Below are 24,295 nucleotides of genomic sequence, written 5' to 3' on the forward strand. Positions count from 1 at the left end.
GCTGACTACACGCCCGCTCCGCGCCGGGACGATGGACAGGTCCCCTCGCACAGACGTCGTCCCGACAGGAGCACTGTCCCGTGACCACCACCCCCACCGCAGGCCGGACCACCGCCGTGGCCGCACGCGCCACGGAGCTGTCCAAGATCTACGGGCAGGGTGAGACCCGTGTGGTCGCCCTGGACCAGGTCTCCGTCGGCTTCCGGCAGGCCGAGTTCACCGCGATCATGGGCCCGTCCGGCTCCGGCAAGTCCACGCTGATGCACTGCGTGGCCGGTCTGGACACCTTCTCCTCGGGGTCGGTGCGCATCGGGGACACCGAGCTGGGCTCCCTGAAGGACAAGCAGCTCACCAAGTTGCGCCGGGACAAGATCGGCTTCATCTTCCAGGCGTTCAACCTGCTGCCCACGCTGACCGCCCTGGAGAACATCACCCTCCCGATGGACATCGCCGGGCGGAAACCGGACAAGGCGTGGCTGGACCGGGTCATCCGGATGGTCGGGCTGTCCGACCGGCTGAGCCACCGGCCGTCCCAGCTCTCCGGCGGCCAGCAGCAGCGGGTGGCCGTCGCCCGCGCCCTCGCCTCCCGGCCCGAGATCATCTTCGGGGACGAGCCGACCGGGAACCTGGACTCACGCGCCGGTGCCGAGGTCCTCGGCTTCCTGCGCAACTCCGTGCGCGAGCTGGGCCAGACGGTGGTCATGGTGACCCACGACCCGGTGGCCGCCGCGTACGCCGACCGCGTGATCTTCCTGGCCGACGGGCGGATCGTGGACGAGATGTACGGCCCGACCGCCGACAGCGTGCTCGACCTCATGCGCAGTTTCCCCGGGGGCGGCGCCCAGCCCACCGAGTCCGACGCGAAGGGCCGTACCCGCTGATGTTCCGCACCGCGCTGCGCAACGTCCTCGCGCACAAGGCCCGCCTCCTGATGACCGTGCTCGCCGTCCTGCTCGGCGTGGCGTTCGTGTCCGGGACGCTGGTCTTCACCGACACCATCTCCGACGCCTATCAGAAGAGTTCCGCCAAGGGCTTCGACCAGGTGGACGTCGCCGTACGGCCCGAGTACCAGGACTCCGAGGGTGACAAGGTCGGCCGGACCCCCGAGCTGACCCCGGCCCTGCTCGACAAGGCGGCCCACGTCCCCGGGGCCGCCTCCGCCACCGGTGTCGTCACCGGTTTCACCGCCCTCGCCGGCAAGGACGGCAAGCTCGTCGGCGGCGACTGGCAGTCCGCCGGCGGCAACTACTGGGGCACCGGGGACTCCCGCTATCCGCTCGTCCGCGGTCAGGCGCCGCACGGGAAGGGCGAGGTGCTGATCGACTCCGCGACCGCGAAACGGACCGGTTACACGGTCGGTGACCGGGTGCGCCTGTCCGTCGACGGCCCGGTCCTCACCCCGGTCGTCAGCGGCGTCTTCACCACCGACGACGGCAACGTGGCCGCCGGCGGCAGCCTCGTCCTGTTCGACACCCCGACCGCGCAGGCGCTGTTCGGCAAGAAGGGGACGTACGACGAGATCGACGTGCGGGCCGCGGCCGGCACGAGCCAGCGGGCGCTCAAGGCCACGCTGGACCGGGCCCTGCCCGCGCACCTGGTGCAGACCACGACGGGCCGGCAGCTCGCCGACGACCAGGCCCGGGCCATCTCCGCGTCGATGAGCGGCCTGCGGCAGACGCTGCTGGTGTTCGCCGGCATCGCCCTGTTCGTCGGCACGTTCATCATCGCCAACACCTTCACCATGCTGGTCGCCCAGCGCACCCGGGAACTGGCCCTGATGCGGGCGGTCGGCGCCTCCCGCCGCCAGGTCACCCGCTCGGTGCTCGCCGAGGCGTTCGCGGTGGGCGCGGTCGCCGGTGTCGCCGGTCTGGCCGCCGGTGTCGGCATCGGCGCGGGCCTGCGCGCGCTGCTCGGCTCCTTCGGCGCGAGCGTGCCCGACGGGCCACTGGTGGTCAGCCCCGCCACGGTGGTGGCCGCTCTCGCGGTCGGCGTCCTCGTCACCATGCTGGCCGCCTGGCTGCCCGGCCGCCGGGCCGCGAAGATCGCGCCGGTGGCCGCGATGAACAGCGTGCACGCCAAGGCCACCACCAAGTCGCTGGTGCTGCGCAACACGCTGGGCGCGCTGTGCGCCGGGGCCGGTGTCGCGGTGGTCCTCGCGGCCACCTCGATGGACGCGGACGCGGCGCAGGGACCGATGGGTGTGGGTGCCGTCCTGCTGATCCTCGGCGTGTTCGTCCTGACCCCGCTGCTGTCCCGCCCGCTGATCGCGGCCGCCGCCCCGGTCCTGCGCGTCTTCGGCGTGGCGGGCAAGCTGGCCCGCCAGAACTCGGTGCGCAACCCGCGCCGTACCGCCGCCACCGCCTCCGCGCTGATGATCGGCCTGACCCTGATCACCGGTATGACGGTGATGGCGGGCAGCCTCCAGACCTCGATCGACAAGATGGCCGGCGCGGCGATCCGCGCGGACTACGTCGTCTCGATGGCCAACCACGGCCCGCTCTCCCCCGACGTGGCCCGCAGGCTGGCCGCCGCCGACGGGGTCACCGCCAGCAGCCCGCTGCGCGACGGCGAGTCCCGCGTCGACGGCGACACGGAGTTCCTGACCGGTGTCGACGGCGCGGACATCGGCAGGCTGACCGACCTGAAGGTGACCGACGGCTCCTTCACCGTGGGCGGTACGCGGGTCGCCGTGGACGAGGACGTGGCCGGTGTCCACGGCTGGCGGGCCGGTTCGCGGTTCACCGCGCACTTCGAGGACGGCGCGACGCGGCGGCTGACGGTCGCCGGGGTCTACGAGGGCAACGACTTGCTCAGCGGGATCATCCTGGACGACAAGGTGCTCACCCCGCACCTGACCGACCCGGCCGACATGAAGGTCATGGTCAGGACCTCGGACGGTGCGTCCGGCGCGGCCAAGGACCGGCTGGAGAGGATCCTCGGCTCCAACCCGGCGATCAAGGTGCAGGACAAGCGGGACATCTCTGACGAGAACGCGCAGATGTTCACGCTCATGCTGAACATGGTCTACGGCCTGCTCGCCATGGCGGTGATCGTCGCCGTGCTCGGCGTCGTCAACACGCTGGCCATGTCGGTATTCGAGCGGGCGCGGGAGATCGGCATGCTCCGCGCGATCGGCCTGGACCGCAAGGCGGTGAAGCGGATGGTCCGCCTGGAGTCCCTGGTGATCTCCCTGTTCGGCGGGGTGCTCGGCATCGGGCTGGGCGTGTTCTTCGGCTGGGCGGCCGGCGAGCTGCTGGGCACGAGGATGCCGACGTACGAACTGGTGCTGCCCTGGGGCCGGTTGGCGGTGTTCCTGCTGCTGGCTGGGGTGGTCGGCGTGCTGGCCGCCCTGTGGCCGGCCCGCCGCGCGGCCCGGCTGAACATGCTGGCGGCCATCAAGGCCGAGTAGCCGTACGGCGACGGACCCCGCCCCGCGGTGGCGGGGCGGGGTATTTCGTCGTGTCAGGTGTTCCAGGTGCGGGTGCGCAGCGGGAGTCCGGAGGCGCCGGACTCGGGGGTGCGGACGGCCAGGACCTGGTTTACGCCGATGCGGTTGCGTTCGAAGGCGAGCGCGCTGGCGGCCATGTACAGCTGCCAGACGCGGGCCCGGCCGAAGCCGGTGAGCCCCAGCGCCCGGTCCCAGCCGGCCTCCAGGTTGGCGACCCACTGGCGCAGGGTGCGGGCGTAGTGCTCGCGGATGGACTCCACGTCACGGACCTCGAAGCCGGCCCGCTCCAGCTGGGTGACGGTGGTGCCGATGGGGGCGAGTTCGCCGTCGGGGAAGACGTAGGCGTCGATGAACCGGTCCGGCCGGTACGTCGACTCGTCCCCCTGCGGGCGGCGGGCGATCTGGTGGTTGAGCAGCCGTCCGCCGGGCCTCAGCAGCGCGTACAGCCGGCGCGCGTACTCCAGGTACCGTTCCGCGCCGACGTGTTCGGCCATGCCGATGGAGGAGATCGCGTCGAAGGGGCCGTCCGTGACGTCCCGGTAGTCCTGGACCCGGATCTCCACCCGGTCGGTCAGTCCCTCGTCGGCGACGCGTTTACGGGCGTACGCCGCCTGCTCCTGCGACAGGGTGATCCCGACGACGCTCACCCCGTGTTCACGGGCCGCGTGCACGGCCATGGAGCCCCAGCCGCAGCCGACGTCCAACAGCCGCTGGCCCGCCGTCAGCCCGAGTTTGGCCGCGACCAGTTCGAGCTTGTCGCGCTGGGCGGACTCCAGGGTGGCGCCGCTTGTGCCGGCCTCCCAGTACGCGCAGGAGTACACCATCGAGGGGCCGAGGACCAGCTCGTAGAAGTCGTTGCCGACGTCGTAGTGGTGGCTGATGGCGCGCCGGTCGGTGCGCCGGGTGTGCAGGCCCCGGCGCGGTCTGCGGACCTCCTCGCGCGGCGGGGCGGGCGGGACGGGCGGACCGGCCAGCCTCAGCAGGTCACGGGCGGCGGCCCGGACGGCGGGGTCGCGTACGGCCTCGGCCAGGCCACGGGCGTCCTCCCCGCGCTCCCAGACGAGGCCCGCGATCGCGCCGAGCGCGGTGTACAGGTCGCCGTCGACGTCCAGGTCGCCGGAGACCCAGGCGCGGGCGAGGCCCAGTTCGCCCGGTTTGAACAGCATGCGGCGCAGGGCGCGGCGGTTGCGGATCACCAGCGCCGGGGCGTCCGGCGGCCCGGCCTGCGAGCCGTCCCAGGCCCGTACCCGTAGGGGGAGCGGGGCTCCCGACATCTGCTCGGCAAGACTCGTCAGCCGCGACGCGGCGTCGGCCATGGCGCACACCTCCGTGAGGGGAAATCGGCCCGTACCGTCTGCATCCGTTCCTGGCAAACGATCGCGCACATCGCCGTCATTCCCCTTCGTGCGCTGTCACCGACACGCGGGGCCGGTGGAGTGTGGGCGCCGGAGCGGCACCGGTCAAGTCCCGAGTTCTCCCGGCATGACCCGGGGCGCCAGGTGCGCCGTAATGGATGCACGGCCCCCGCCCACCTCGCAGACCAGGAAGTGCAGCCCCATGACCCGTCCCGCCACGTACCGGCGCCTCGCCCTGCTCGCCGCGTCCACCACGGTGATCACCGCAGGCGCGCTGCTGCCCACCAGCGCCTTCGCCGCGCCGCCGGCTCCGCACACCACCACCGTCGCCCTGGCCGGCACCGGCACCGGCATTGGAACCGGAACCATGACCCGCACCAGCAGCGCCGAGGCCGGCGGCACCGGCTCGGTGGGACGGTGGACCGACATCACCGACGAAGGGAGCGGGATCACCGCCCAGTTGCCCGGGCAGCCGAAGACCCAGCGGCTCGACGACCAGAACGGCCGCGCGCATCAGGTGCGGACCGCCTACGGGGGCATCGGCTTCTCGGTCTTCGACGGAGGCGACTTCGACCTCCCGGCCACCCTGAAGGAGAACCTGGACCACTACAACGACGACTCCGGGTCCCCCGACGACGTCCTCCGCAGTGACCACGTCCGGAAGGGCGCCACGGACGACGGCAGCCCCACCCTGGACGCGGACCTCGTCGCCGCCGACGGCACCGTCGGCCACACCACCTACACCGTCGTCAAGGACCATCTGCTCGAGCTGTACGTGATCGGCACCCACGACAAGGCGGACGCCATACAGGCCGACTACGACCAGCTCATGGACAGCGTCCGCCTGTCCGGGGGCGACACGGCACCGCCCGGCGGTGGCACGGCACCCTCGGGCGGCGACACGGCACCTCCCGGCGGTGGCACGGCGCCGCCGGCCGGCGACGACACCCGGCCCACCTGACCGCACGGCGCCCCGGGGCCCGGTCCGACGGCGGACCGGGCCCCGGCGGCCGTCACAGGCGGCCGCGCATGACGGACAGGGCGTTCAGCGCCTCCTCGCGGTTCCGGCCCGGGGAGGCGTCACGCAGGACGGTCACCTGGAGCAGGAACTGTCCGGTGCGGCCGGTCGCGGTCGTGTAGTACCAGTCCGCCTTCCGCCCGTCCCTGTCGACGGTCAGATGGCCCTCCTCGGCCGACACCACGTCGTCGAAGCCCTTCAGCGTCGAGATGTCCACCTCGTGGATGTCCTCCCAGCGCGCCTTGCTCCCGCTGTCGGCCTCCTTCCCGCACCGCTGCGCGTCCGCCCGGAACCGGGCGGCGTCAGCCTGCGCGAAGCCGGCGCCGCGGTAGACCATGACCGTCGACGTGACGTACTCGGTCAGGTCCTTCTTACGGACATTGCGGTCCAGGTAGCCGAGCATGTAGACCCCGGGCTGGCGCACCACCTTGCAGCTGTCGTCGGCGACGAGCACCACCTTGTCGTCGTTCTCGTAGGGGTCGTCCCGTACGGCGTCGGGCCCCCAGTCCGCCGGCGCCAGGGCCACCCGGCGGGTGATGTCCCGGGCCTGCGCCGGTGTGCCGGCGGACGGCGTGCCCCGGCCGCCGTGACGCGTCAGCACCAGCGCGGCCACCGCGGCGACGGCGACGGCCGCCACCGCCGCGCCGGCCAGCACGCCGGACCTGCGCCACCAGGGGCGCCGCGGCGGCGGGGTGACGGTGGGCGGACCCAGGGGGCCGGACGGCGGGCCGGAGGGCGGGCCCGGAGGCGGTTGGATGCTCACCTGCGTCGTGTACCACCCGGTGCGCTCACCGGCATGGCGGCGAGCCCGGGGATCACCTGACTGACGGGGAAAACCGTCTGCCCGGCCGCCCGCACCCGCCGAACGGCCGCCCAGGCACGCCGAACGACGGCCCGGGCACGCCGAAGAAGCCGCCCGGGCACGCCGAAGGGGCCGCCCGCACCACGGATGGCAGGCGGCCCCTTCGGGCTGTACGGGGTGACCCCGAGGTCAGGAGGCCTTGGCCTTCTCCTCGGTCTTGGCGGCGGCGACCGGCGCCGGCTTGGCGGCCTCGTAGAACTCCTCGCGCGGGTTCTCCATGGCGCCCAGGGAGACGACCTCGCGCTTGAGGAACATGCCGAGGGTCCAGTCGGCGAAGACGCGGATCTTGCGGTTCCAGGTCGGCATCGCCAGACCGTGGTAGCCACGGTGCATGTACCAGGCGAGACGGCCCTTGAGCTTGATCTTCATCTTGCCCATGACGATCATCGCCACGCCCTTGTGCAGGCCGAGACCGGCGACCGCACCCTTGTTGGCGTGCTCGTACTCCTTCTGCGGGAAGCCCCGCATACCGGAGATCACGTTGTCGCCGAGGACGCGGGCCTGGCGCAGCGCGTGCTGGGCGTTCGGCGGGCACCAGGCGTTCTCGTTGCCCGCCTTGCGGCCGACGAGGTCCGGGACCTGGGCGTTGTCGCCGGCGGCCCAGATGTAGTCGGTGCCCTTGACCTGGAGCGTGGGCTCGCAGTCGACGTGGCCGCGGGGGCCGAGGGGCAGGCCGAAGCGGCCGAGGGCCGGGTTCGGCTTGACGCCGGCGGTCCACACGATGGTGCTGGAGTCGACCTCGAGGCCATTCTTCAGCACCACGTGGCCGTCGACGCAGGAGTCCATCGAGGTGGAGAGGTAGATCTCCACGCCGCGGCTCTCCAGGTGCTCCTTGCCGTACTGGCCGAGCTTGGGGCCGACCTCGGGAAGGATCTTGTCGGCGGCGTCGACGAGGACGAAGCGCATGTCCTCGCGCGAGACGTTCTTGTAGTACTTGGCCGCGTCCCGGGCCATGTCCTCGACCTCGCCGATGGTCTCCGCGCCGGCGAAGCCGCCGCCGATGAAGACGAAGGTGAGCGCCTTGCGGCGGATCTCCTCATCGTCGGTGGAGTCGGCCTTGTCCAGCTGCTCCAGGACGTGGTTGCGCAGGCCGATGGACTCCTCGATGCCCTTCATGCCGATGCCCTGCTCGGCGAGGCCGGGGATCGGGAAGGTGCGGGAGACCGCGCCCATGGCGATGACCAGGTAGTCGAAGGGCAGCTCGTACGCCTCGCCCACCAGCGGGGCGATCGTGGCGACCTTGCGGTCCTGGTCGATGGTGGTGACCCGGCCGGTGAGGACCTCCGCCTTCGGCAGCACGCGTCGCAGCGGGACGACGACGTGCCGAGGGGAGATGCTGCCGGCGGCGGCTTCGGGGAGGAAGGGCTGGTAGGTCATGTACGACCGGGGGTCGACGACCGTGACGGTCGCCTCGCCGTAGCGCATCTTCTTGAGAATGCGCCGAGCTGCGTACAGGCCTACGTACCCACCGCCTACTACGAGGATCCTGGGACGCTCCGTGGTGCTCATGCCATCGAGTATCCACCCGCCGAAGGGGGGTCGCTCGTGCGCCCCTTCACAAGGTCTGACGGGGCCTGTGTTAAACTCCGCGGCTCGCGTGACGCAGGTCATGCGCGGGCGGGGGAACCGCGGGGCGGCCGATGCCGTTGTCAATGCCGCGTGAGCTGCCTCTCCTGCGTGACACGGCGGTCGTGAGGGTCGCGTGACACCTCCGGAACACGCCCTTCGAGGCCACCCGCACACCTCTCATCTGAACATGTTCAAACGGCCCTTGGGGCCCCGGAAGGGCCTATGGGTCCCTGTCTGACATCCGGCATGAGGGAATTCCTTGTGAAGAACTTCACGAACCTTTTCGCGCACCTATGACCGAGGGCCCCTCGCGGGGCCCTCCAAGCCGCTCAAACGTTATCCAGCCTGCTCAGCAGATGGCTACCGTTCGGTAATAAAAGAGAGCTACGCCACCGACCACGCAATGCCGTCGAGGATGTCGTGCTCGCTCACCACGACCTCCTCGGCGCCCGTCCGCTCCATGATCGCGAGCAGGACGAGCGCGCCCGCGCCGATGACGTCGACCCGGCCCGGGTGCATCGACGGGATCGCGGCGCGCTCGGCGTGCGTGGCGCGCAGCAGCCACCCGGTGATCTCGCGGACGCGGTCGCGCGAGACGCGGGAGTGGTGGATGCGCGCGGAGTCGTACGCGGGCAGCTCCTGGGCGATCGCGGACACCGTGGTGACCGAGCCGGCGAGGCCCACCAGGGTGCGCGCCTCGCGCAGCGGGACCGTCTGCTCCGCGAGGTCCAGGGCGGCCTCGATGTCGGCCCTCATGGCGGCGATCTGCCCCTCGGTGGGCGGGTCGGCGACCTTGCCGTCGTGCACCAGGTGCCGTTCGGTCATCCGCACGCAGCCGACGTCGACGGACCGCGCCGCGCGTACGCGGTCGTCGCCGACGACGAACTCGGTGGAGCCGCCGCCGATGTCCACCACCAGGTAGGGCAGGGCCAGGTCGTCGCGGCCCCGCAGTTCCCGCGTCGCTCCCGTGAAGGAGAACTCGGCCTCCTGGTCACCGGTGATGACCTCCGGCTCGACCCCGAGGATGTCCACGACGCCCCGGACGAAGTCGGCCCGGTTCTCGGCGTCCCGGGAGGCGGAGGTGGCGACGAAACGGACGCGTTCGGCGCCGTGCTCCTTGATGACGTCCGCGTACTCGCGGCAGGCGGCGAAGGTGCGCTCCAGCGCCTCGGGGGCGAGCCGGCCGGTGCGGTCGACCCCCTGGCCGAGCCGCACGATCGTCATACGGCGGTCCAGCTCGGCCAGTTCGGCCGCCGGGCCCGCGCCGGGGGCGCCGTCGGCGGCCCCGGTGGCGTCGGCGACCAGCAGGCGGATGGAGTTGGTGCCGCAGTCGATGGCGGCGACGCGGGTCACTTCGCGTCCTCCTCGGTGTCGTCGAGTGTCACGCAGGCACCCTTGCGCCACCACTGCGGCAGCATCGCCAGGGCCTCGTCGCCGAGCGGGTTCACGCCCGGGCCGGCGGCCAGGGAGTGGGCGACGAGCACGTGCAGGCACTTGACCCGGTCCGGCATGCCGCCCGCGCTCGGGAAGCCCTGGAGGACCTCGATCTCGTCGCGGCGCCGGATGTAGTCCTCGTGCGCGGCCCGGTAGGCGGCGGCCAGTTCGGGATCGCGCTGGAGCCGCTCGGTCATCTCCTTCATGACGCCGTTCGCCTCGAGCGTGCCGATGACGGAGGACGCCTTCGGGCACGTCAGGTAGTACAGCGTCGGGAAGGGGGTGCCGTCGGGCAGGCGCGGTGCCGTCTCCACGACGTCCGGCTGACCGCAGGGGCAGCGGTGCGCGATGGCCCTCAGGCCCCGGGGCGGGCGGCCCAGCTGCTGCTTGAAGGCCTCGACGTCCGCGTCGGTGGGCTCGGTGCGCGGAGTGGGCGGCGGAGGGGTTTCCATGACTGCTTTCAGGGTGGCTTTCTCGTCGTTGTGCCGGCTCTGACGCCGGCTCACTGGTCGGAGGCGTCGGACTTGTCGACACCGTCCCAGACGTTCGCGTACCAGGGCCGGTGGGCGGCCCGGAGGTCGGCGCGGGACTGCCTGGCCGCGCCCGGGTCGATGACGACGAACCCGGTCTCGCCGGGCATCACATAGTGCAGCCGGCGGCGGATCTGCTGCTCGGCGTAGGCGTCGTCCTGCCAGCGGGCCTTGAGGTCGCGCAGCTGTTCCACGCGCTCGCGGGCCTGCCGCTGCTGCCGCTGGACGTCGGCGATCTCCGCGCGCTGGGAGACGTACTGCCGCATCGGATAGGCGAGGGCGACGACCAGCGAGCACAGCACGAGCGCGAGCAGCGCCGCGCGTCCGGTGAGCCGGGAGCGGCGGGCCTGCCGTTTCGTCTGGGAGCGGTAGACCCGGGCCGCCGTCTGCTCGCCGAGCAGCCGCAGCCTGGTCGCGGTGGAGAACCGGTCACGGTCCTTCACGGCCATTGTTTCCCGCCTCCCGTCACACGCGCGTACGTCCCCGGACACGGTACGGGACCGGGTACGGGGACGTACGTACGACTGGCTAGGGCATAGCCCGGGCAGGCTCAGCCCTTGCTGTGCTCACTGGTTCGCGGAGCGCTGTGCCTACTGGTTCGCGGAGCGGAACCGGGGGAAGGCCGAGCGGCCCGCGTACACCGCGGCGTCGTCGAGGATCTCCTCGATGCGCAGCAGCTGGTTGTACTTGGCGACGCGCTCGGAGCGGGCCGGGGCGCCGGTCTTGATCTGGCCGCAGTTGGTGGCGACGGCCAGGTCGGCGATGGTGACGTCCTCGGTCTCGCCGGAGCGGTGGGACATCATGCACTTGTAGCCGCTGCGCTGGGCCAGCTCGACGGCGTCGAGGGTCTCGGTCAGCGAGCCGATCTGGTTCACCTTGACCAGCAGGGCGTTGGCGGCGCCCTCCTCGATGCCCCGGGCGAGGCGCTCGGGGTTGGTGACGAACAGGTCGTCACCGACGAGCTGGACCTTGTCACCGAGCTGGTCGGTGATGGTCTTCCAGCCCTCCCAGTCGTCCTCGAACAGCGGGTCCTCGATGGAGACCAGCGGGTACGCCTCGACCAGCTCGGCGTAGTACTCGGTCATCTCCTGGGCGGAGCGGGACTTGCCCTCGAAGGCGTACGAGCCGTCCTTGTAGAACTCGGAGGCGGCGACGTCGAGGGCCAGGGCGATCTGCTCGCCGGGGGTGTAGCCGGCCTCCTTGATCGCCTCGAGGATGAGGTCGAGGGCCTCGCGGTTGGAGCCGAGGTTCGGGGCGAAGCCGCCCTCGTCGCCGAGACCGGTGGACAGGCCCTTGCCCTTCAGGACCTTCTTCAGCGTGTGGTAGACCTCGGTGCCCCAGCGCAGGGCCTCGGAGAAGGACTCCGCGCCGATCGGGGCGATCATGAACTCCTGGATGTCCACGTTGGAGTCGGCGTGCGAGCCGCCGTTCAGGATGTTCATCATCGGCACCGGCAGCAGGTGCGCGTTCGGGCCGCCCAGGTAGCGGAAGAGCGGCAGGTCGCTGGCCTCGGAGGCGGCGTGGGCGACGGCGAGCGAGACGCCGAGGATGGCGTTGGCGCCGAGGGAGCCCTTGTTGTCGGTGGCGTCCAGGTCGAACATGGCCTGGTCGATCAGGCGCTGCTCGGTGGCGTCGTAGCCCACCAGCTCCGGGCCGATCTGCTCGATCACGGCGAGGACCGCCTTCTCGACGCCCTTGCCCTGGTAGCGGTTCGGGTCACCGTCGCGCAGCTCGATGGCCTCGAAGGCGCCGGTCGAGGCGCCGGACGGAACGGCGGCACGACCCGTGCTGCCGTCGTCGAGGCCGACCTCGACCTCGACCGTGGGGTTGCCTCGGGAGTCCAGGATTTCCCGGGCTACGACGACGTCGATGGACGGCACGAGCATCTCCTTCTTGGATGTGACGCTGGAAGTGCGGGCTGGGTGCCTTACGGCTGTGCCTTGCGACTAGAGCCTAACCGTCCCGGGGGCGTCAGCCACCGACCGACCGTCCCGTGGACAAGGTGACCGTACCTTTTGTTTGTTGCCGAAACAAAGGGCCCGTCGAAAAGAGGCCGGGACGCGGGGGAAGGGCGGCGGGCAGAAAAAAGCCCCGCCTCGGTGCGTACGGGGGAACACGCACCGGGCGGGGAGCCCGTGGGGCGGGACCCCCCTCACGGGGCACTCGGTATGCGGGCCGGGTGTGAGGGGGCTGTGGCTCGCGGGGAGCCGGGGGTCACTTCAGGTGCAGCTGCTGACCCGGGTAGATGAGGTTGGCGTCCTGGACGATGTCCTTGTTCAGCTCGAACAGCTTCGCCCAGCCGCCCCGCACGTGCTGCGCGGTGGCGATGGAGCTGAGGGTGTCACCGGTGACGACCTTGTACTCGCCGTCGCCCTTCTTGACCGTCTTGCCGGTCGGGGTAGTGACGGTCTTGCTCTTGTTCTGGCTCGGGGCCTGGCTCGGGGTCTGGCTCGCGGACGCGGCCGGGCGCTCGGCGGAGCGGGAGGCGGTCTGCTGGTCGGTGGAGCGGGTGGTGGTGCCGGCCGAGTCCGAGGTGGTGCTCGGGGCGGAGCCGCCGGAGGACGCGCCCGACAGGCCCGTGCCGCAGACCGGCCAGGCGCCCTTGCCCTGCGCGGCCAGGACCTTCTCGGCGACGGCGATCTGCTGCGCCTTGCCGGCCCGGTCGGCGGTGGCGGCGTACTGCGTGCCGCCGTACGCGGCCCAGGTGGAGGCGGAGAACTGAAGGCCGCCGTAGTAACCGTTGCCGGTGTTGATGGCCCAGTTGCCGCCGGACTCGCACTGGGCGACGGCGTCCCACTCGGAGGTGGTGGCGGCGGAGGCGGTGCCGGTCGCCATCAGCGGGGCGGCGACGGCGGCGCCGGTGACACCGGCGAGCGTGATGGCACGAACGGCCTTGGACGGACGACGGTGCTTGCCCTTGGCGGAAAACAGCATGAATCTATCCCCTCACCGACGCCTGCGAGGTGAGCTGTCGGGTTCGGGCCGGTTGAGTTGCCCGGCCGCACCTCTCGCTCTCACGCGAGGTGCGGCTTCACCCCCAGCCGGTGCCAGCCTCTTCGACTGCTGGTCCCGGCACTTACCTTGGGTCCCCCGCTCCTGCCTGCGGCGCTTGACGCGACGACTGTTCCCGGGCAACCGCTGGCAGGATTCGGCGTTGCGGCTGCCGGGGCTCGTGGTGACGAGCGATCTCGACCGTAGACACGTGATCGCCGGAATTTCAAAGACGATCAGGGCTTCTGAGACTCATCCCACACTCTCGCCAAAACGGACATCAGCCGCCAAATGAGGCGTCAATTCTCGCTATTTCGCGTCCGTTTCGCCCCCGACTTCGAGGGTCTGACCGGCACTGATGTGGTTCGGGTCCGCGCCGATGGCCTTCTTGTTGCCGGCGTAGAGCGCGCGCCATCCGCCGTCGACGTCAAGGGAGTCGGCGATGGAGCCGAGGGTGTCGCCCTCGTGGACGGTGTAGGCGCCCGGCTCCCGGGAGGCGTGCCGGCCGGCCAGTGCGGGGCTTTGACCGTTTGTCACGGTTTCGTCCGCACTCGTGCCACGGTGGCGCCCGCCGGCGTCCAGGCTGCCGGTGTCGACCAGACTCCAGGAACCGGCGGCTTGCTGGGGATTGTCCGGATTTCCGGCGCCGGGGGTGGCCGTGGCCGGGCTGCCGCCGGCCTGCGGGGTTCCGGCGTCCGACGGAGTGGACTTGTCGGACTTGGGAGCTTTGGTCCCGGTGGCCTTGCCTGCGCCCTTGCCCGGCTTCGCGGTCGGCGTGGTGGCCGGATCCGAGGAGGAGCCGGAGCCGGTGCCGGCGTCCGAGCCGGCACCGGTGGAGGACGGCGAATCCGGCGAGCCGGACGTGCCGGAGGTGCCGGAAGTACCGGCACTGCCGGACGTACCGGTCGATCCCGGCGAGCCGGTCGGGTCCGAGGTGCCGGTCGAACCCCCGGCGTCAGCGGTGTCACCGCTGCCGCCGGTGCCGCCGACGCCGGTGTCGACGTCCACGGAGCCCGAGTCCGAGGTCAGCCCGGACAGCAGGGCGCAGGTGGCCCACGGAGTGGTGCCCTTGGCGGCGAGGATCTTCTCGGCGACGGCGATCTGCTGGGAGCGGCTGGCCTGGTCGGCGCTGGCCGCGTACTGGCTGCCGCCGTACTTGGCCCAGTCGTCCTGCGAGATCTGGAGGCCGCCGAAGTACCCGTTGCCGGGGTCCGCGCTCCAGGAGCCGCCGCTCTCGCATTCGGCCACCTTGTCCCACGTGGTGCCGTCGGCCGCGTGGGCGCTCGCGGCACCGAGGAGCGGAATGGCGATGGCGGAACCGGTCACGCCGGCCGCGACGAGGAGGGCCGGAGCCTGGCGGGGGCGACGGTGTCGGCCGTTCCCGGAGAGCATGCAGAAGCCTTTCGAGCGACAGCAGGACCGGCGGCGAACAGTGCCCGCCGCGCTGAGGGGTGAACGTATCGGCAGACGATCACTTGTCACAAGTTAATGCCGCACAGATCACGTGAAGATCACAAAGTTGAACGTCTGTCATTTCCGGTGGCGCGGTGGGTCTCAGGCGGTGGGTGTGAACTCCACCGGCAGGGTGCGCAGGCCGCGCATGATGAGCCCGCCGCGCCAGCGCAGCTCGGCCGGGTCCGCGGCGAGACGCAGGTCGGGCAGGCGGGTGAGCAGGGTGGCGAGCGCGGTCTGGCCCTCCAGCCGGGCGAGCGGCGCGCCGAGGCAGTAGTGGATGCCGTGGCCGTAGCCGAGGTGCTGGTTGTCGCGGCGGGCGAGGTCGAGCACGTCCGGGCCGGCGAACCGCTCCGGGTCCCGGTCGGCCGCGGCCAGCACGACGAGCACCGGATCGCCCGGAGCGATGTCCTGCCCGCCGATGGTGAGCGGCTCGGTGGCGAACCGCCAGGTGGCCAGCTCCACCGGGCCGTCGTAGCGCAGCAGTTCCTCCACGCCGGTCTCCAGCAGGTCCCGTTCCCCGCGCGCCAGGGACTCCTGGAGCCGCAGGCGCTGCTCGGGGTGGGTGAGCAGGGCGTAGGTGCCGTTGCCGATGAGGTTGACCGTCGTCTCGAAGCCGGCGAACAGCAGGATGAAGGCCATCGCGGCGGCCTCGTTCTCGGTGAGGTGCTCGCCGTGGTCGGAGGCCCGGATCAGGCCGGAGATCAGGTCCTCGCCGGGCGCCGGGTCGGCTGGCAGGGCAGCGCGCTTGCGGTGGATCAGCTCGGCGAGATAGCCGCGCATCTTCTTCACCGACCGGGCGACGCCGCCCCGGGGCCCGCCGCCGTGCCGGATCATCATGCCCGCCCAGTCCCGGAAGTCGTCCTGGTCCTCGCGCGGGACGCCGAGCAGGTCGCAGATGGCGTAGATGGGCAGCGGGAAGGCGAACTCGTGGATGAGGTCGGCGGATCCCGATGCCGCGAACCGGTCGATGAGGTCGTCGGTCAGCTGCTGCACCCGGGGCGCGAACTCGGCGACCCGGCGCGGGGTGAACGCCTTGCTGACCAGCCTGCGCAGCCGGGTGTGGTCCGGCGGGTCGATGTTCAGCAGATGCGTCATCAGTTCGGCCTTGCGTTCGCCGGGGATGCCGGTCTTGCCCCTGGCGTGCGCGGGCTCGTCGTGATGCGCCGGGTTCTTGCTCAACCGCTGGTCGGCCAGGGCCTGCCGGGCGTCGGCGTACCGGGTGACGAGCCAGGCCTCGACCCCGCTCGGCAACCGCGTGCGGTGCACGGGGGCGTGCTCGCGCAGCCAGGCGTAGGCGGGGTAGGGGTCGGTGGCGAACTCCCACGTGAAGAGGGCGGGCGCCGGGCCGTCGGGGCGGAGCTGGTCGGTCACTCCCCGACGGTATCCGGCTCACCGGGGGACGCGCGGCGGGGTGACGCCGCAAGCGCTTGCAGCATGCCGTTCCGGCTCAGCGGCGGCTGCCCTGCGACCCTCTTTCCCCAATCCCCTGCCCCTCCCCCCTTACTCCCCTGGCTTCCCCGTTACTCCCCTGCTTCCCCGTTCGGGCCTTGCCGGTGTGGCAGCGGACCTGGTGTCGCTTGGCGTGGGCGGCTCCTTCTCCCGTTCCGCACCGGCCCCCGCGCGCCTCGCACCCGTCCGTCGGGGCGAGGACATCATTGGGGCGATGACATTAAGCGGACAGGCCCTCAGCGGCCCGTATCGCGTCCCGGTACACCCGCGCCGCCGCCCGCAGCGCCGCCTCGGGGTCGACGCCGGCCGCCTCGGCGCGGACCGCCAGCGCCAGCAGTTCGTACCCGATGCCCTCGCCGCGCGGCAGGGGGACGTCCAGGTCCGCCGTGCGGGCGCGGGAGGCGAGCTTGGCGGCGAGGGCCAGGCCGGGCTGGCCGAGGGGTACGCCGTCCGTGACCGAGGTGCGCCGCTTCTCCTCGGCCTTGGTGCGCAGCCAGTGCTCCTTGACGTCCTCCGGGGTCTCGGCCGTCTCGTCGCCGAAGACGTGCGGGTGCCGGTGGACGAGCTTGGCGACGATGCCGCCGGCGACGTCGTCGACGGAGAACGGCGCGTCCGGGTGCTCCTCGGCGATCCGGGAGTGGAAGACGACTTGGAGGAGGACGTCACCCAGTTCTTCGCGCAGCTCCTCGCGGTCACCGGCCTCGATCGCCTCGACCAGTTCGTACGCCTCCTCTATGCCGTACTTCGCCAGGCCCTCGTGGGTCTGCCGGGACGACCACGGGCACTCCGCACGGATGCGGTCCATGACCTGCACGAGGTCCAGGAGGCGGGCGCCCGGCAGGTCGTACGAGGCGGGCAGCAGCTCCAGGTCGGGCATGGCGGTCCGGCCGGTGCCGGCCAGCCGGGCCAGGCCGTCGGTGAGGGCCGGCTCGCCCTCGCCGGTGGCCACGACCACCACCGTCCGTCCGCCGGCGCACGCGTCGACCAGCTCCTGCGCGGTGGGCGCCGTCCGCGCCACCGCTATCCCCGCCTCCCGCAGATACGGCAGCTGCGGATGCGCGCCGTCCGCGCACAGCACGGCGTCGGCGGCGCGCAGGGCCTGCCAGGCGGGCCAGGACAGCAGGCCGGGGGCGACGCGGTGGCTGGTGGTGAGCAGGACGACGCGGCCGGGGGCGGCAGCGGTCTCGCGGCTGGTTTCGTTCACGATCCGAACGTAACCCACGGCGGGAGCGAACGGATTGCGTTGTCCACAGGGCCGAGGAGTCCTGCGATCGTAGGACCGGTGACCCGGTGCCGGGGCCCGCCTGCGCGCCGTGGTCGGACCAAGCCGGTACGGTCCTGTGCCGTGGCCCGACTAAGCCGGTACCGGCCTGTGCCGGTACCGGCCTGTGCCGGGGCCGGCCTGTGCCGGGGCCGCCTATGCCGTGGCCGGTGGCTGTCCGTCCGTCGTCGTGACCTCCCGGACCCACGGCGTGCGGGCGTCCACGCGGCTGCTCTTCTGCACGTCCCAGGAGCCGTAGCGCGGGTTGAGGTCGACGTGCAGTTCCCGGGACGCCGCGGACAGGGCTTTCCAGAACTCCGGCCGGCTGGTGTCGGTGCCCAGCTTCGCGGCGAGTTTCTGCGCCTCCAGCTGGAGGCGCAGGTTGTCGTCGAGGCGTTCCGGGGCGATGCCGTACTTCTGGAGCCAGGCCGTCTCCAGGCCCTTGGCGCCGCCGGTCTGCTGCTCCAGGCCCGCGCGCATCTGCTGGATCTCCTTGCGGCTGACCGTGACGCCCTCGTCCCGGGCGGCGCGGTGCAGCACCCGGTCGAGGATCATGTTGTGCAGGGTGTCGCGGGTCAGGCTGCTCGTGGAGGAGACGACCTGCTGGTACTGGGCGTCGTCCGGCACCGCGGCCCGTTGCGCCTCGCGTACCTCGTCGACCCGGTTCTCCAGCTGGGCGACGGTGATCCGCCCGCCCCCGACGACGGCCGCCGCGCCCGGGTGCGCGTCGTTTCCGCAGGCGGTCAGCAGGGGTGCCGCGGCGGCGATCGCGGCGGTGAGGACGAGCGCGGTGCGACGGCGGCGGTGCAAGGAAACCTCCAGGGGAGATTGCAATGACTTGCGATGATCGATGGTAGGCAGTGGGCAGGCTGCGGCCAACCCATTCGACCAACGATTCACACGCCCTTCGGGCACCGCCGCCCGCCGCGGGGTCTGCCGCCGGGTCAGCCGACGAGGGCCACCGGCGCGTCCCACGCGTCCCGGTCGACGGTCAGCGTGACGCCGCCGTGCGACTCCTTGCTGTTGACCAGGTACTGGTGGGCGCGGCTGTGCTGGGTGTACCGGGTGGAGTCCCACGGCCAGTCCGCGGTCGTCGTGTTCTGCTTGTCCCAGAGCGCGTACCAGAGGTTGCCCGGCAGGTCCGTACGGTCCGCGGCGGTGGCTGTCGCCTTGGCGCTGGAGCTGCTGAAGCCGTAGTAACCGGCCCGGTAGGTCTTGGCGTGCAGGCCCTTGTCGAAGGCGCGCACATACGTCAGCACGGCGTCGTTGCACGACTTGTTCGTGATGTCGTACGCCTCCATGTCGAGGTAGACCGCGCTGCCCGCCTTCATGCCGAGCGCGGACGCCTTGGCCACGGCGTCGGCGGCGTCCTTCGCACCGAGCGAGGCGGCGGTGGTGGCGGTCATCTTCTCGGGGTCGGCACCCGACTGGCACGGCGGCTGGGCGCCGACGTAGAGCGGGATGAGCTTCCAGCCGAGGGAGTTGACCGACTTCACCCAGGAGGCGGTGAGGTTGGGCTGGGCGCAGCCGCGGTTCTTCCCGCCCACGTAGACGGCCGCCGCGCCGTAGAAGCCGGTGTGCCAGGCCTTCATGGCGGACAGCGAGGGAGCGGTGCACGTGTCGAACGCGCGCCCCGTGAAGGTCTTCTGGGCCGGCCAGGTGGTGGCGGCCATGGACGCCTGGGCGGCGATCCCGGCCCCGGTGACGACGGCCGCGCCGGCCACCGCCCACGTGATGTATCTGCGCTTCTTGGACTGCCGGTGGCCGGCCATGAACCCCACCCTTCATCGTGCACGCGCGCGTGCCTGTCGAAAACGAACCGCAAGGTATCGGGCGGCTGGTCCGCCGCCGGGAAAAGCCGCGCCCCCGGGGTGCTCGAGCGGCACCCGGGGAGCGGCAGGATCTACCCGCGCACCTGCCCCAGCCACTGCAAGGTCCGCCGGACCTCCACGGCCGTGGGGTGGCCGGGGCCGTGCAGCCGCTCCACGTCCATCAGCAGCCGCGCGAGCGTGTCGTGGGCGGCCGGCCGGTCGCCGAGGGCGAGCAGCAGATGGCCGATGCGCCGGCGCACGTCGTGGGCGAGCCCCGGGTCCCCGGACACGTACTGGTTCTCGTAGTACGGCAGCAGCGCGCGGTACTCGGCGAGCGCCGCCGCCGGTTCGCCCAGTTGCTCCAGGCACTGCGCGGCCTCGTAGCGGTAGCGCAGGGACTGCGGGTCGGCCTGGCCGGCCTCGGCGGCGCGTTCGTCGGCGAGCCGGCGCAGTTCGGGCAGCGCGCGCCGGTACTGGCCGTCGTCCATGAGCGTCGCCGCGTACTGCTTGCGCAGCGTGCGGACGACCGGGGAGTGCTCGCCGTGCTGGTGCGCGGCGGCCGGCAGGATCGCGCCCAGGATGTCGACGGCCTGCGTGATACGGCCCTCTCCCAGCAGCCGTTTGACGTCGTCGACGGCGGCGGCGACGTCGGGCTTCCCCGCCACCGCGGGCGTCGGCGTGACGGGGGCGGGCTGCGGCGCGGGGGTGCGCGCGCGGTCCGGCCAGGGGGCGTGCGGGCGCAGGAAGGGACGGGTGGGATCCAGGGGCGCCCCGGTGGGCATTCCGCGCGCGGGCAGCAGCGGCGCCAGGTCCTCGTACACCTCCTGAGCGGACGCGGGCCGGTGCTGCGGGTCCTTCGCGAGCAACCGCAGCACCAGGGCTTCCAGCGCCTCGGGGACCTCGGGGCGGATCCGGCGCACCGGCAGCGGCGGCTCGTACAAGTGCCGGTGCAGCACACCGAGCGCCGTGGAGCCGGCGAACGGCACGTCACCGCTGAGCAGTTCGTGCATCAGCACACCCAGCGCGTACAGGTCGGTGTACGGGCCGACCGCGCCGCCCATCGCCTGTTCTGGCGCCATGTAGGCGGGCGAGCCGATCGGGGAACCGGTGTGGGTGAGGCGGGTGGTGTCGGTGTCCATGACCGAGGCCACGCCCAGGTCGAGGACGGTGACCATGCCGTCCTGCTGCACCATCACGTTGCGCGGCTTGAGGTCGCGGTGCACGATCGGCACGGCGTGCACGGCGCTCAGCACGGCGCACAGCTGCGCGGCCACCGCGACCGCCCACTGCCACGGGTACGGGTCGTGCTCGGCGAGGTGGTCGGAGAGGTCGGCGCCGTCGACGTACTGCATGACGAGGAACAGCTCCTCGCCCTCGGTGCCCGCGTCGTGCACCGTCACCAGGCCGGGGTGGGCCACCTGCGCGGTCACCCGGCACTCGCGCAGGAAGCGCCGGCGCAGCTCGTCCGCCTCCTGGCCCGCCACCTTGTCGGGCCGCAGCAGCTTCACCGCCACGCGCCGGTCCAGCCGCTGGTCGTACGCCGTCCAGACCTGGCCCATGCCACCCTGGCCGATGAGCGTCGACAGCTCGTAACGGCCCGCGACGACACGCCCCGTCGCCACGCTCACCGTCCGCCCTCATGGCCGTCGTGCCGGCGGAGGTAGTCGCTCAGCTCGTCCAGCTCGGCCCGCACCTGGTCGATCCGGGCGGGCGCCGGACGCTGCGGTGGCGGGGTGGCCAGCGGCGGCCGGGGCACGGCCGGGTGCGGCACCGGGGGCGGGGTGTGCGGGGCGGCCGGGTGCGTGGGCGTCATGGGCGTGGGGTGCGGGGGCGTCGCCGCCGTCGGCAGGGTGGGTACGGTCGCCGCGGTGTACGGCGTCGCGACGGCCGGGTACCCGTACGCCGGGGCCTGCTGCGGCGCCCGGTACGCCTGCTGCTGCCCCTGGTATGCCTGCTGCCGCATCAGGAAGTGGCGGACGTCCGCGGCCAGGTAGTACGCCGTCGTGGCCGCGAGCGTGCCGAGCAGCAGCAGGATGCCCGTGTAGCCGCCGGCCGTGTGGATGTCGTCGCCGGGCTCGGCCGCCAGCAGCGCCATGCTGAGGATGTCGGCCGCCAGCGCCGCCACGAACAGCCCCCAGTCCAGCGACCGGCGGGTGACGGCCGCCAGCCGGAGCAGCATCGTCCACGCCAGGAAGCCGATGGTGAGGATCCCGAGCGCCACGAACAGCACGCGCAGGAGAACCAGCCACGCGGTGTGCGGCGGCTGCTTCACCGGCTGTCCGTAGCCGTGGCCTTGCATGGCTGCTCCTGATGCCTGAAGTGGGCGTGCACGCCCGGCCGGCGACCCCCCGCGGGGCGGACGGACGCCGGACGTGCGCATGTCGCGTCGAGCATATGGCCCGGCGGGGACATGCGGTCCGGGTTGTACCGAACCGTTGTCCGACGGCCACCCGCCCCGGAATCAGCCGGGCAGGACCGTGCCGTCGGTGAGGCCGTCGTACATCCCGCGCACGAGCTGTTCCCCGAGCCGGCTCGCGTGGCGCAGGGCCCGCTCGAACTCGTCGAGTGCGCGGAAGCGCGCGCCGTAGCGCCGCTGTTCCTCCAGCGGGAGCCGGGGCAGCTGCAACCGGCGCACGTCCAGCCGGGTCGCGGTGGAGGCATAGCTGCTGGCCTGGCGGTTGTTGGCCGTACCGCGCAGGAAGCCGGCGAGGAACCAGGGGTCGAGCGCCGCCCGGTCGGGGCGCAGGAGCACGAGGTTGCGCCCGAGGGCGGCGCCCGCTGTCGCCTCGTCGATCACCCGCGCCACCGAACCCCCGCCCAGCACCGGTACGACGATGTCACCGGTCTCGGTCAGTACGGCCTCCTCCTCGCTCTCCGGGAGCGTGCCCGAGGGGCCCGTCCCGGCGAGGACGTCGTGGTCGGTGAGGACGGGCACGCGCGCGTGGCCGCCGTTCCCGCCCGTGCGCAGCACCAGCGCGCCCCCGCGCGCGAGTTCACCGATGGTGGTGACCGGCCGGCGCGCGGCCGGGGCCGAACCGGACGATGAGGGATCTGACGATGAGGGACCGGACGATGAGGGACCGGACGGTGAGGGACCGGACGGTGCCCGATCCGCCGGTGGCGGGGTCAGCCCGGCACTCAGGCGCAGGGTCTCGCCGAGCCGCTCGCGCACCTCCGCGAGGTGCGCCGCGCCGCCGGCCACCGCCGGTGGCGGCAGATGACGGGCGGGGGCCAGGTCCACGTCGTCGCCGAGAAGCGCGATCACCGGCACTGACCGGGCGAGGCCCGGCCGTTCAGCCAGCCGGCCCGCCCGCCCGAACACCCGCCAGGCGTCCACGACGGCCTCCCGCACCGCCGCCCAGTCCGGCCCGCCGCGCCCCCCGGCGGCGAACCTTCCGGTGTCCACGAGCAGCACCTCCGGCGCCGCCGGCGTACGGTCCGGCCGGCGCAGCACCCACAGGTGCAGCGGGATGTTGTACGGCGGTGCGGCCCCGACCGGCAGCGCGACCACGGCCCTGAGCGCGCCCCGGCGCAGCAGGTCGGCGCGGATGCGGCGCCCGGAGCGGCGGGAGGCGGCGGCCGGCGGCATCAGCAGGACGGCGGTGCCGCCGTCGGTCAGCCGGGCCAGCGCGTGCTGGACCCAGGCCAGCTCGGACTCGGTGCGCGCCGGGAAGCCGTACTCCCAGCGCGGGTCGTAGGCGAGTTCGTCGTGGCCCCAGTTCCGCTCGTTGAACGGCGGATGGCACAGGACCGCGTCCGCGCGCAGCTCCGGGTGGGCGTCGGCGCGCAGGCTGTCGCCCACGGCGCCGCGTACGGCGGCCCGGGTGTGCAGCGCGAGCCGCAGCGCGCTGAGCGCGGCGAGGTCGGGGGCGCTGTCCTGGGCGTACAGCTCCTGCCCGGGGCGCGTGTCCACGGCGCGCAGCAGGGCGCCGGTGCCGCAGGCCGGGTCCAGGACGGTACGGGCCGGGCCGGCGAGGTCCGCCATGAGGCCGGCGAGTTCGGCGGGGGTGAGCGTGTACTGGCGGGGGTTGGCGTCCAGGTGCCGCCCCAGCAGGAACTCGAACGCCTGCCGCGCCCCCACCTCGGCGGCCAGCTCGGCGGCACCCCGCAGGAGGGGGACGGAGGGGAGGAGCTGGGGGCCGGTGGGGGTTCGGACGGCGGGGGTGCGGACGGCGGGGGCGGCCGGGGTGGCCTGAGGGGAGGCAGCGGCTTCAGGGGGCGCAGTGGCCTGGGGGGACGCGGCGGCTTGAGGGGACTGGGTGGCGTGAGGGGACGCAGTGGCTTGCGCGGAGGAGGTTGAGCCGTGAACGCTCGGCGTGCTGTGAACCCTTGGTACGGCGTTCACGGGCAGTGGCGTCGGTACGGCGTTCACGGGCGGCCGTGTCGGTACGGCGTTCACCGGTGACGGCGTGGGTGAGGTGTTCACAGGTGGCACGGCCGACGAGGCGCTCACAGGCGGCGCAGCCGGTGAGGCGTTCACAGGCGGCGCCACCAGTGAGGGGTTCACAGGCGGCGCCACCGGTGAGGGGTTCACAGGCGGCGCAGCCGGTGAGGCGTTCACAGGCGGGGGCGTCGATGCCGGGTTCACAGCGGATCGCGTGAGCGCGGTGTTCACACTCTCGGCGCCCGACCCGGCGCCCGACCCGGCGTCCGGCCCGGCGCTCGCGCCGCCGAGGCGCGGGGTCAGCACCTGCTCCAGCGCGCCCGGCAGCATCGCCGCGAGCCGCGCGTCGGAACCGGCGCTCGCGTCGAGCCAGACGGTGGGGCGTTCGTGGATCAGCAGCAGCGCACAGCCGGCGTGCACGAGGGCCGTCAGCGGGCCGTCGGGGTGGCCGGCGAGCTGCTGCCAGACCCGCTCCCGCAACGGCACTTCGGCCAGTTTCCCCTGGGCGCGCAGCCAGGACTCGACCTCGGCGAGCGCGAAGGACGGGCTGGTCTCACTGCCGCCGACCGGCTTGGGGAAGTCCGGGTGCCGGCGGCGCCAGTTGCTCACGGCGGCTCGGCCCACTCCGGCGAGCCGTGCGATACCGGCTGCGGTCACCTCAGTCGCGTTGTCGTGCACGGCTGCCGCTCCCCTCGTCCCGTGTGTGATCGAGCATACCGACGTACGCA

The 24,295-nt window shown here is 72.5% G+C and carries 19 protein-coding genes and 1 riboswitch; of the genes, 3 read left to right on the forward strand and 16 right to left on the reverse strand.

Annotated features, from left to right (window positions below):
- Positions 1-80: 80 nt before the first annotated feature.
- Complete coding sequence (locus ABZ117_RS05090) at positions 81-881, forward strand: ABC transporter ATP-binding protein (protein WP_356817500.1); 801 nt, start codon at positions 81-83, stop codon at positions 879-881.
- Positions 881-3,409 (forward strand): FtsX-like permease family protein, encoded by a 2,529-nt coding sequence (locus ABZ117_RS05095; protein ID WP_356817502.1) that lies wholly within the window; start codon positions 881-883, stop codon positions 3,407-3,409. The genes ABZ117_RS05090 and ABZ117_RS05095 overlap by 1 nt, the downstream gene beginning before the upstream one ends.
- Positions 3,410-3,462: 53 nt before the next feature.
- On the opposite strand, the gene ABZ117_RS05100 is transcribed toward ABZ117_RS05095, so the two are convergent.
- Positions 3,463-4,764, reverse strand: a complete 1,302-nt coding sequence (locus tag ABZ117_RS05100; protein ID WP_356817504.1) for a cyclopropane-fatty-acyl-phospholipid synthase family protein — start codon at positions 4,762-4,764, stop codon at positions 3,463-3,465.
- 241 nt (positions 4,765-5,005) lie between these two features.
- Here ABZ117_RS05100 and ABZ117_RS05105 point away from each other — a divergent pair, with 241 nt between their 5' ends.
- Positions 5,006-5,764 (forward strand): hypothetical protein, encoded by a 759-nt coding sequence (locus tag ABZ117_RS05105; RefSeq protein ID WP_356817506.1) that lies wholly within the window; start codon positions 5,006-5,008, stop codon positions 5,762-5,764.
- A 52-nt stretch (positions 5,765-5,816) separates the two neighbouring features.
- Here ABZ117_RS05105 and ABZ117_RS05110 read toward each other — a convergent pair whose 3' ends face one another.
- The 15 genes from ABZ117_RS05110 to ABZ117_RS05180 all read right to left on the reverse strand — a co-directional run bounded on the left by ABZ117_RS05110 (position 5,817) and on the right by ABZ117_RS05180 (position 24,245).
- Positions 5,817-6,584 carry a hypothetical protein gene (locus ABZ117_RS05110; RefSeq protein WP_356817508.1) on the reverse strand — a complete coding sequence of 256 codons (768 nt, stop codon included), beginning with the start codon at positions 6,582-6,584 and terminating at the stop codon, positions 5,817-5,819.
- Positions 6,585-6,812: 228 nt separating this feature from the next.
- Positions 6,813-8,192 (reverse strand): NAD(P)/FAD-dependent oxidoreductase, encoded by a 1,380-nt coding sequence (locus ABZ117_RS05115; RefSeq protein WP_356817510.1) that lies wholly within the window; start codon positions 8,190-8,192, stop codon positions 6,813-6,815.
- A 444-nt stretch (positions 8,193-8,636) separates the two neighbouring features.
- Entirely contained in the window at positions 8,637-9,605 is a 969-nt protein-coding gene (locus tag ABZ117_RS05120; protein ID WP_356817512.1) for a Ppx/GppA phosphatase family protein, read from the reverse strand.
- Positions 9,602-10,138: a DUF501 domain-containing protein gene (locus ABZ117_RS05125; protein ID WP_356817514.1), complete on the reverse strand. Its 537-nt coding sequence runs from the start codon at positions 10,136-10,138 to the stop codon at positions 9,602-9,604. Before ABZ117_RS05125 ends, ABZ117_RS05120 begins: the two co-directional genes overlap by 4 nt.
- A 50-nt stretch (positions 10,139-10,188) precedes the next feature.
- Positions 10,189-10,665: a septum formation initiator family protein gene (locus ABZ117_RS05130; RefSeq protein ID WP_356817516.1), complete on the reverse strand. Its 477-nt coding sequence runs from the start codon at positions 10,663-10,665 to the stop codon at positions 10,189-10,191.
- A gap of 141 nt (positions 10,666-10,806) precedes the next feature.
- Positions 10,807-12,096: a phosphopyruvate hydratase gene (eno, locus tag ABZ117_RS05135; protein ID WP_356817518.1), complete on the reverse strand. Its 1,290-nt coding sequence runs from the start codon at positions 12,094-12,096 to the stop codon at positions 10,807-10,809.
- 334 nt (positions 12,097-12,430) lie between these two features.
- Positions 12,431-13,150, reverse strand: a complete 720-nt coding sequence (locus ABZ117_RS05140) for a transglycosylase family protein (protein WP_356817520.1) — start codon at positions 13,148-13,150, stop codon at positions 12,431-12,433.
- A gap of 4 nt (positions 13,151-13,154) precedes the next feature.
- A riboswitch (cyclic di-AMP (ydaO/yuaA leader) is annotated at positions 13,155-13,334 on the reverse strand.
- A 182-nt stretch (positions 13,335-13,516) separates the two neighbouring features.
- Entirely contained in the window at positions 13,517-14,599 is a 1,083-nt protein-coding gene (locus ABZ117_RS05145) for a transglycosylase family protein (protein WP_356817521.1), read from the reverse strand.
- A 162-nt stretch (positions 14,600-14,761) separates the two neighbouring features.
- On the reverse strand, positions 14,762-16,033 hold the full coding sequence (locus ABZ117_RS05150) for a cytochrome P450 (protein WP_356817523.1): 1,272 nt from the start codon (positions 16,031-16,033) through the stop codon (positions 14,762-14,764).
- Between the two features lie 298 nt (positions 16,034-16,331).
- A complete protein-coding gene (locus ABZ117_RS05155) occupies positions 16,332-17,315 on the reverse strand; it encodes a nucleoside triphosphate pyrophosphohydrolase (protein ID WP_356817525.1) in 984 nt (327 codons plus the stop codon).
- A gap of 213 nt (positions 17,316-17,528) precedes the next feature.
- Positions 17,529-18,182 carry a SurA N-terminal domain-containing protein gene (locus tag ABZ117_RS05160; RefSeq protein ID WP_356817526.1) on the reverse strand — a complete coding sequence of 218 codons (654 nt, stop codon included), beginning with the start codon at positions 18,180-18,182 and terminating at the stop codon, positions 17,529-17,531.
- Between the two features lie 134 nt (positions 18,183-18,316).
- The gene (locus ABZ117_RS05165) at positions 18,317-19,144 is read right to left on the reverse strand and encodes a glycoside hydrolase domain-containing protein (RefSeq protein WP_356817528.1); all 828 of its coding nucleotides are present in this window, start codon (positions 19,142-19,144) and stop codon (positions 18,317-18,319) included.
- A 131-nt stretch (positions 19,145-19,275) separates the two neighbouring features.
- Positions 19,276-20,769: a protein kinase gene (locus ABZ117_RS05170; protein WP_356818138.1), complete on the reverse strand. Its 1,494-nt coding sequence runs from the start codon at positions 20,767-20,769 to the stop codon at positions 19,276-19,278.
- Positions 20,770-20,807: 38 nt separating this feature from the next.
- The gene (locus tag ABZ117_RS05175) at positions 20,808-21,482 is read right to left on the reverse strand and encodes a hypothetical protein (RefSeq protein WP_356817530.1); all 675 of its coding nucleotides are present in this window, start codon (positions 21,480-21,482) and stop codon (positions 20,808-20,810) included.
- A 162-nt stretch (positions 21,483-21,644) separates the two neighbouring features.
- Positions 21,645-24,245, reverse strand: a complete 2,601-nt coding sequence (locus ABZ117_RS05180; RefSeq protein WP_356817532.1) for an N-6 DNA methylase — start codon at positions 24,243-24,245, stop codon at positions 21,645-21,647.
- Positions 24,246-24,295 lie beyond the last annotated feature (50 nt).

The organism is Streptomyces sp. NPDC006309, assembly GCF_040613095.1.
Taxonomy (GTDB): Bacteria; Actinomycetota; Actinomycetes; order Streptomycetales; family Streptomycetaceae; genus Streptomyces.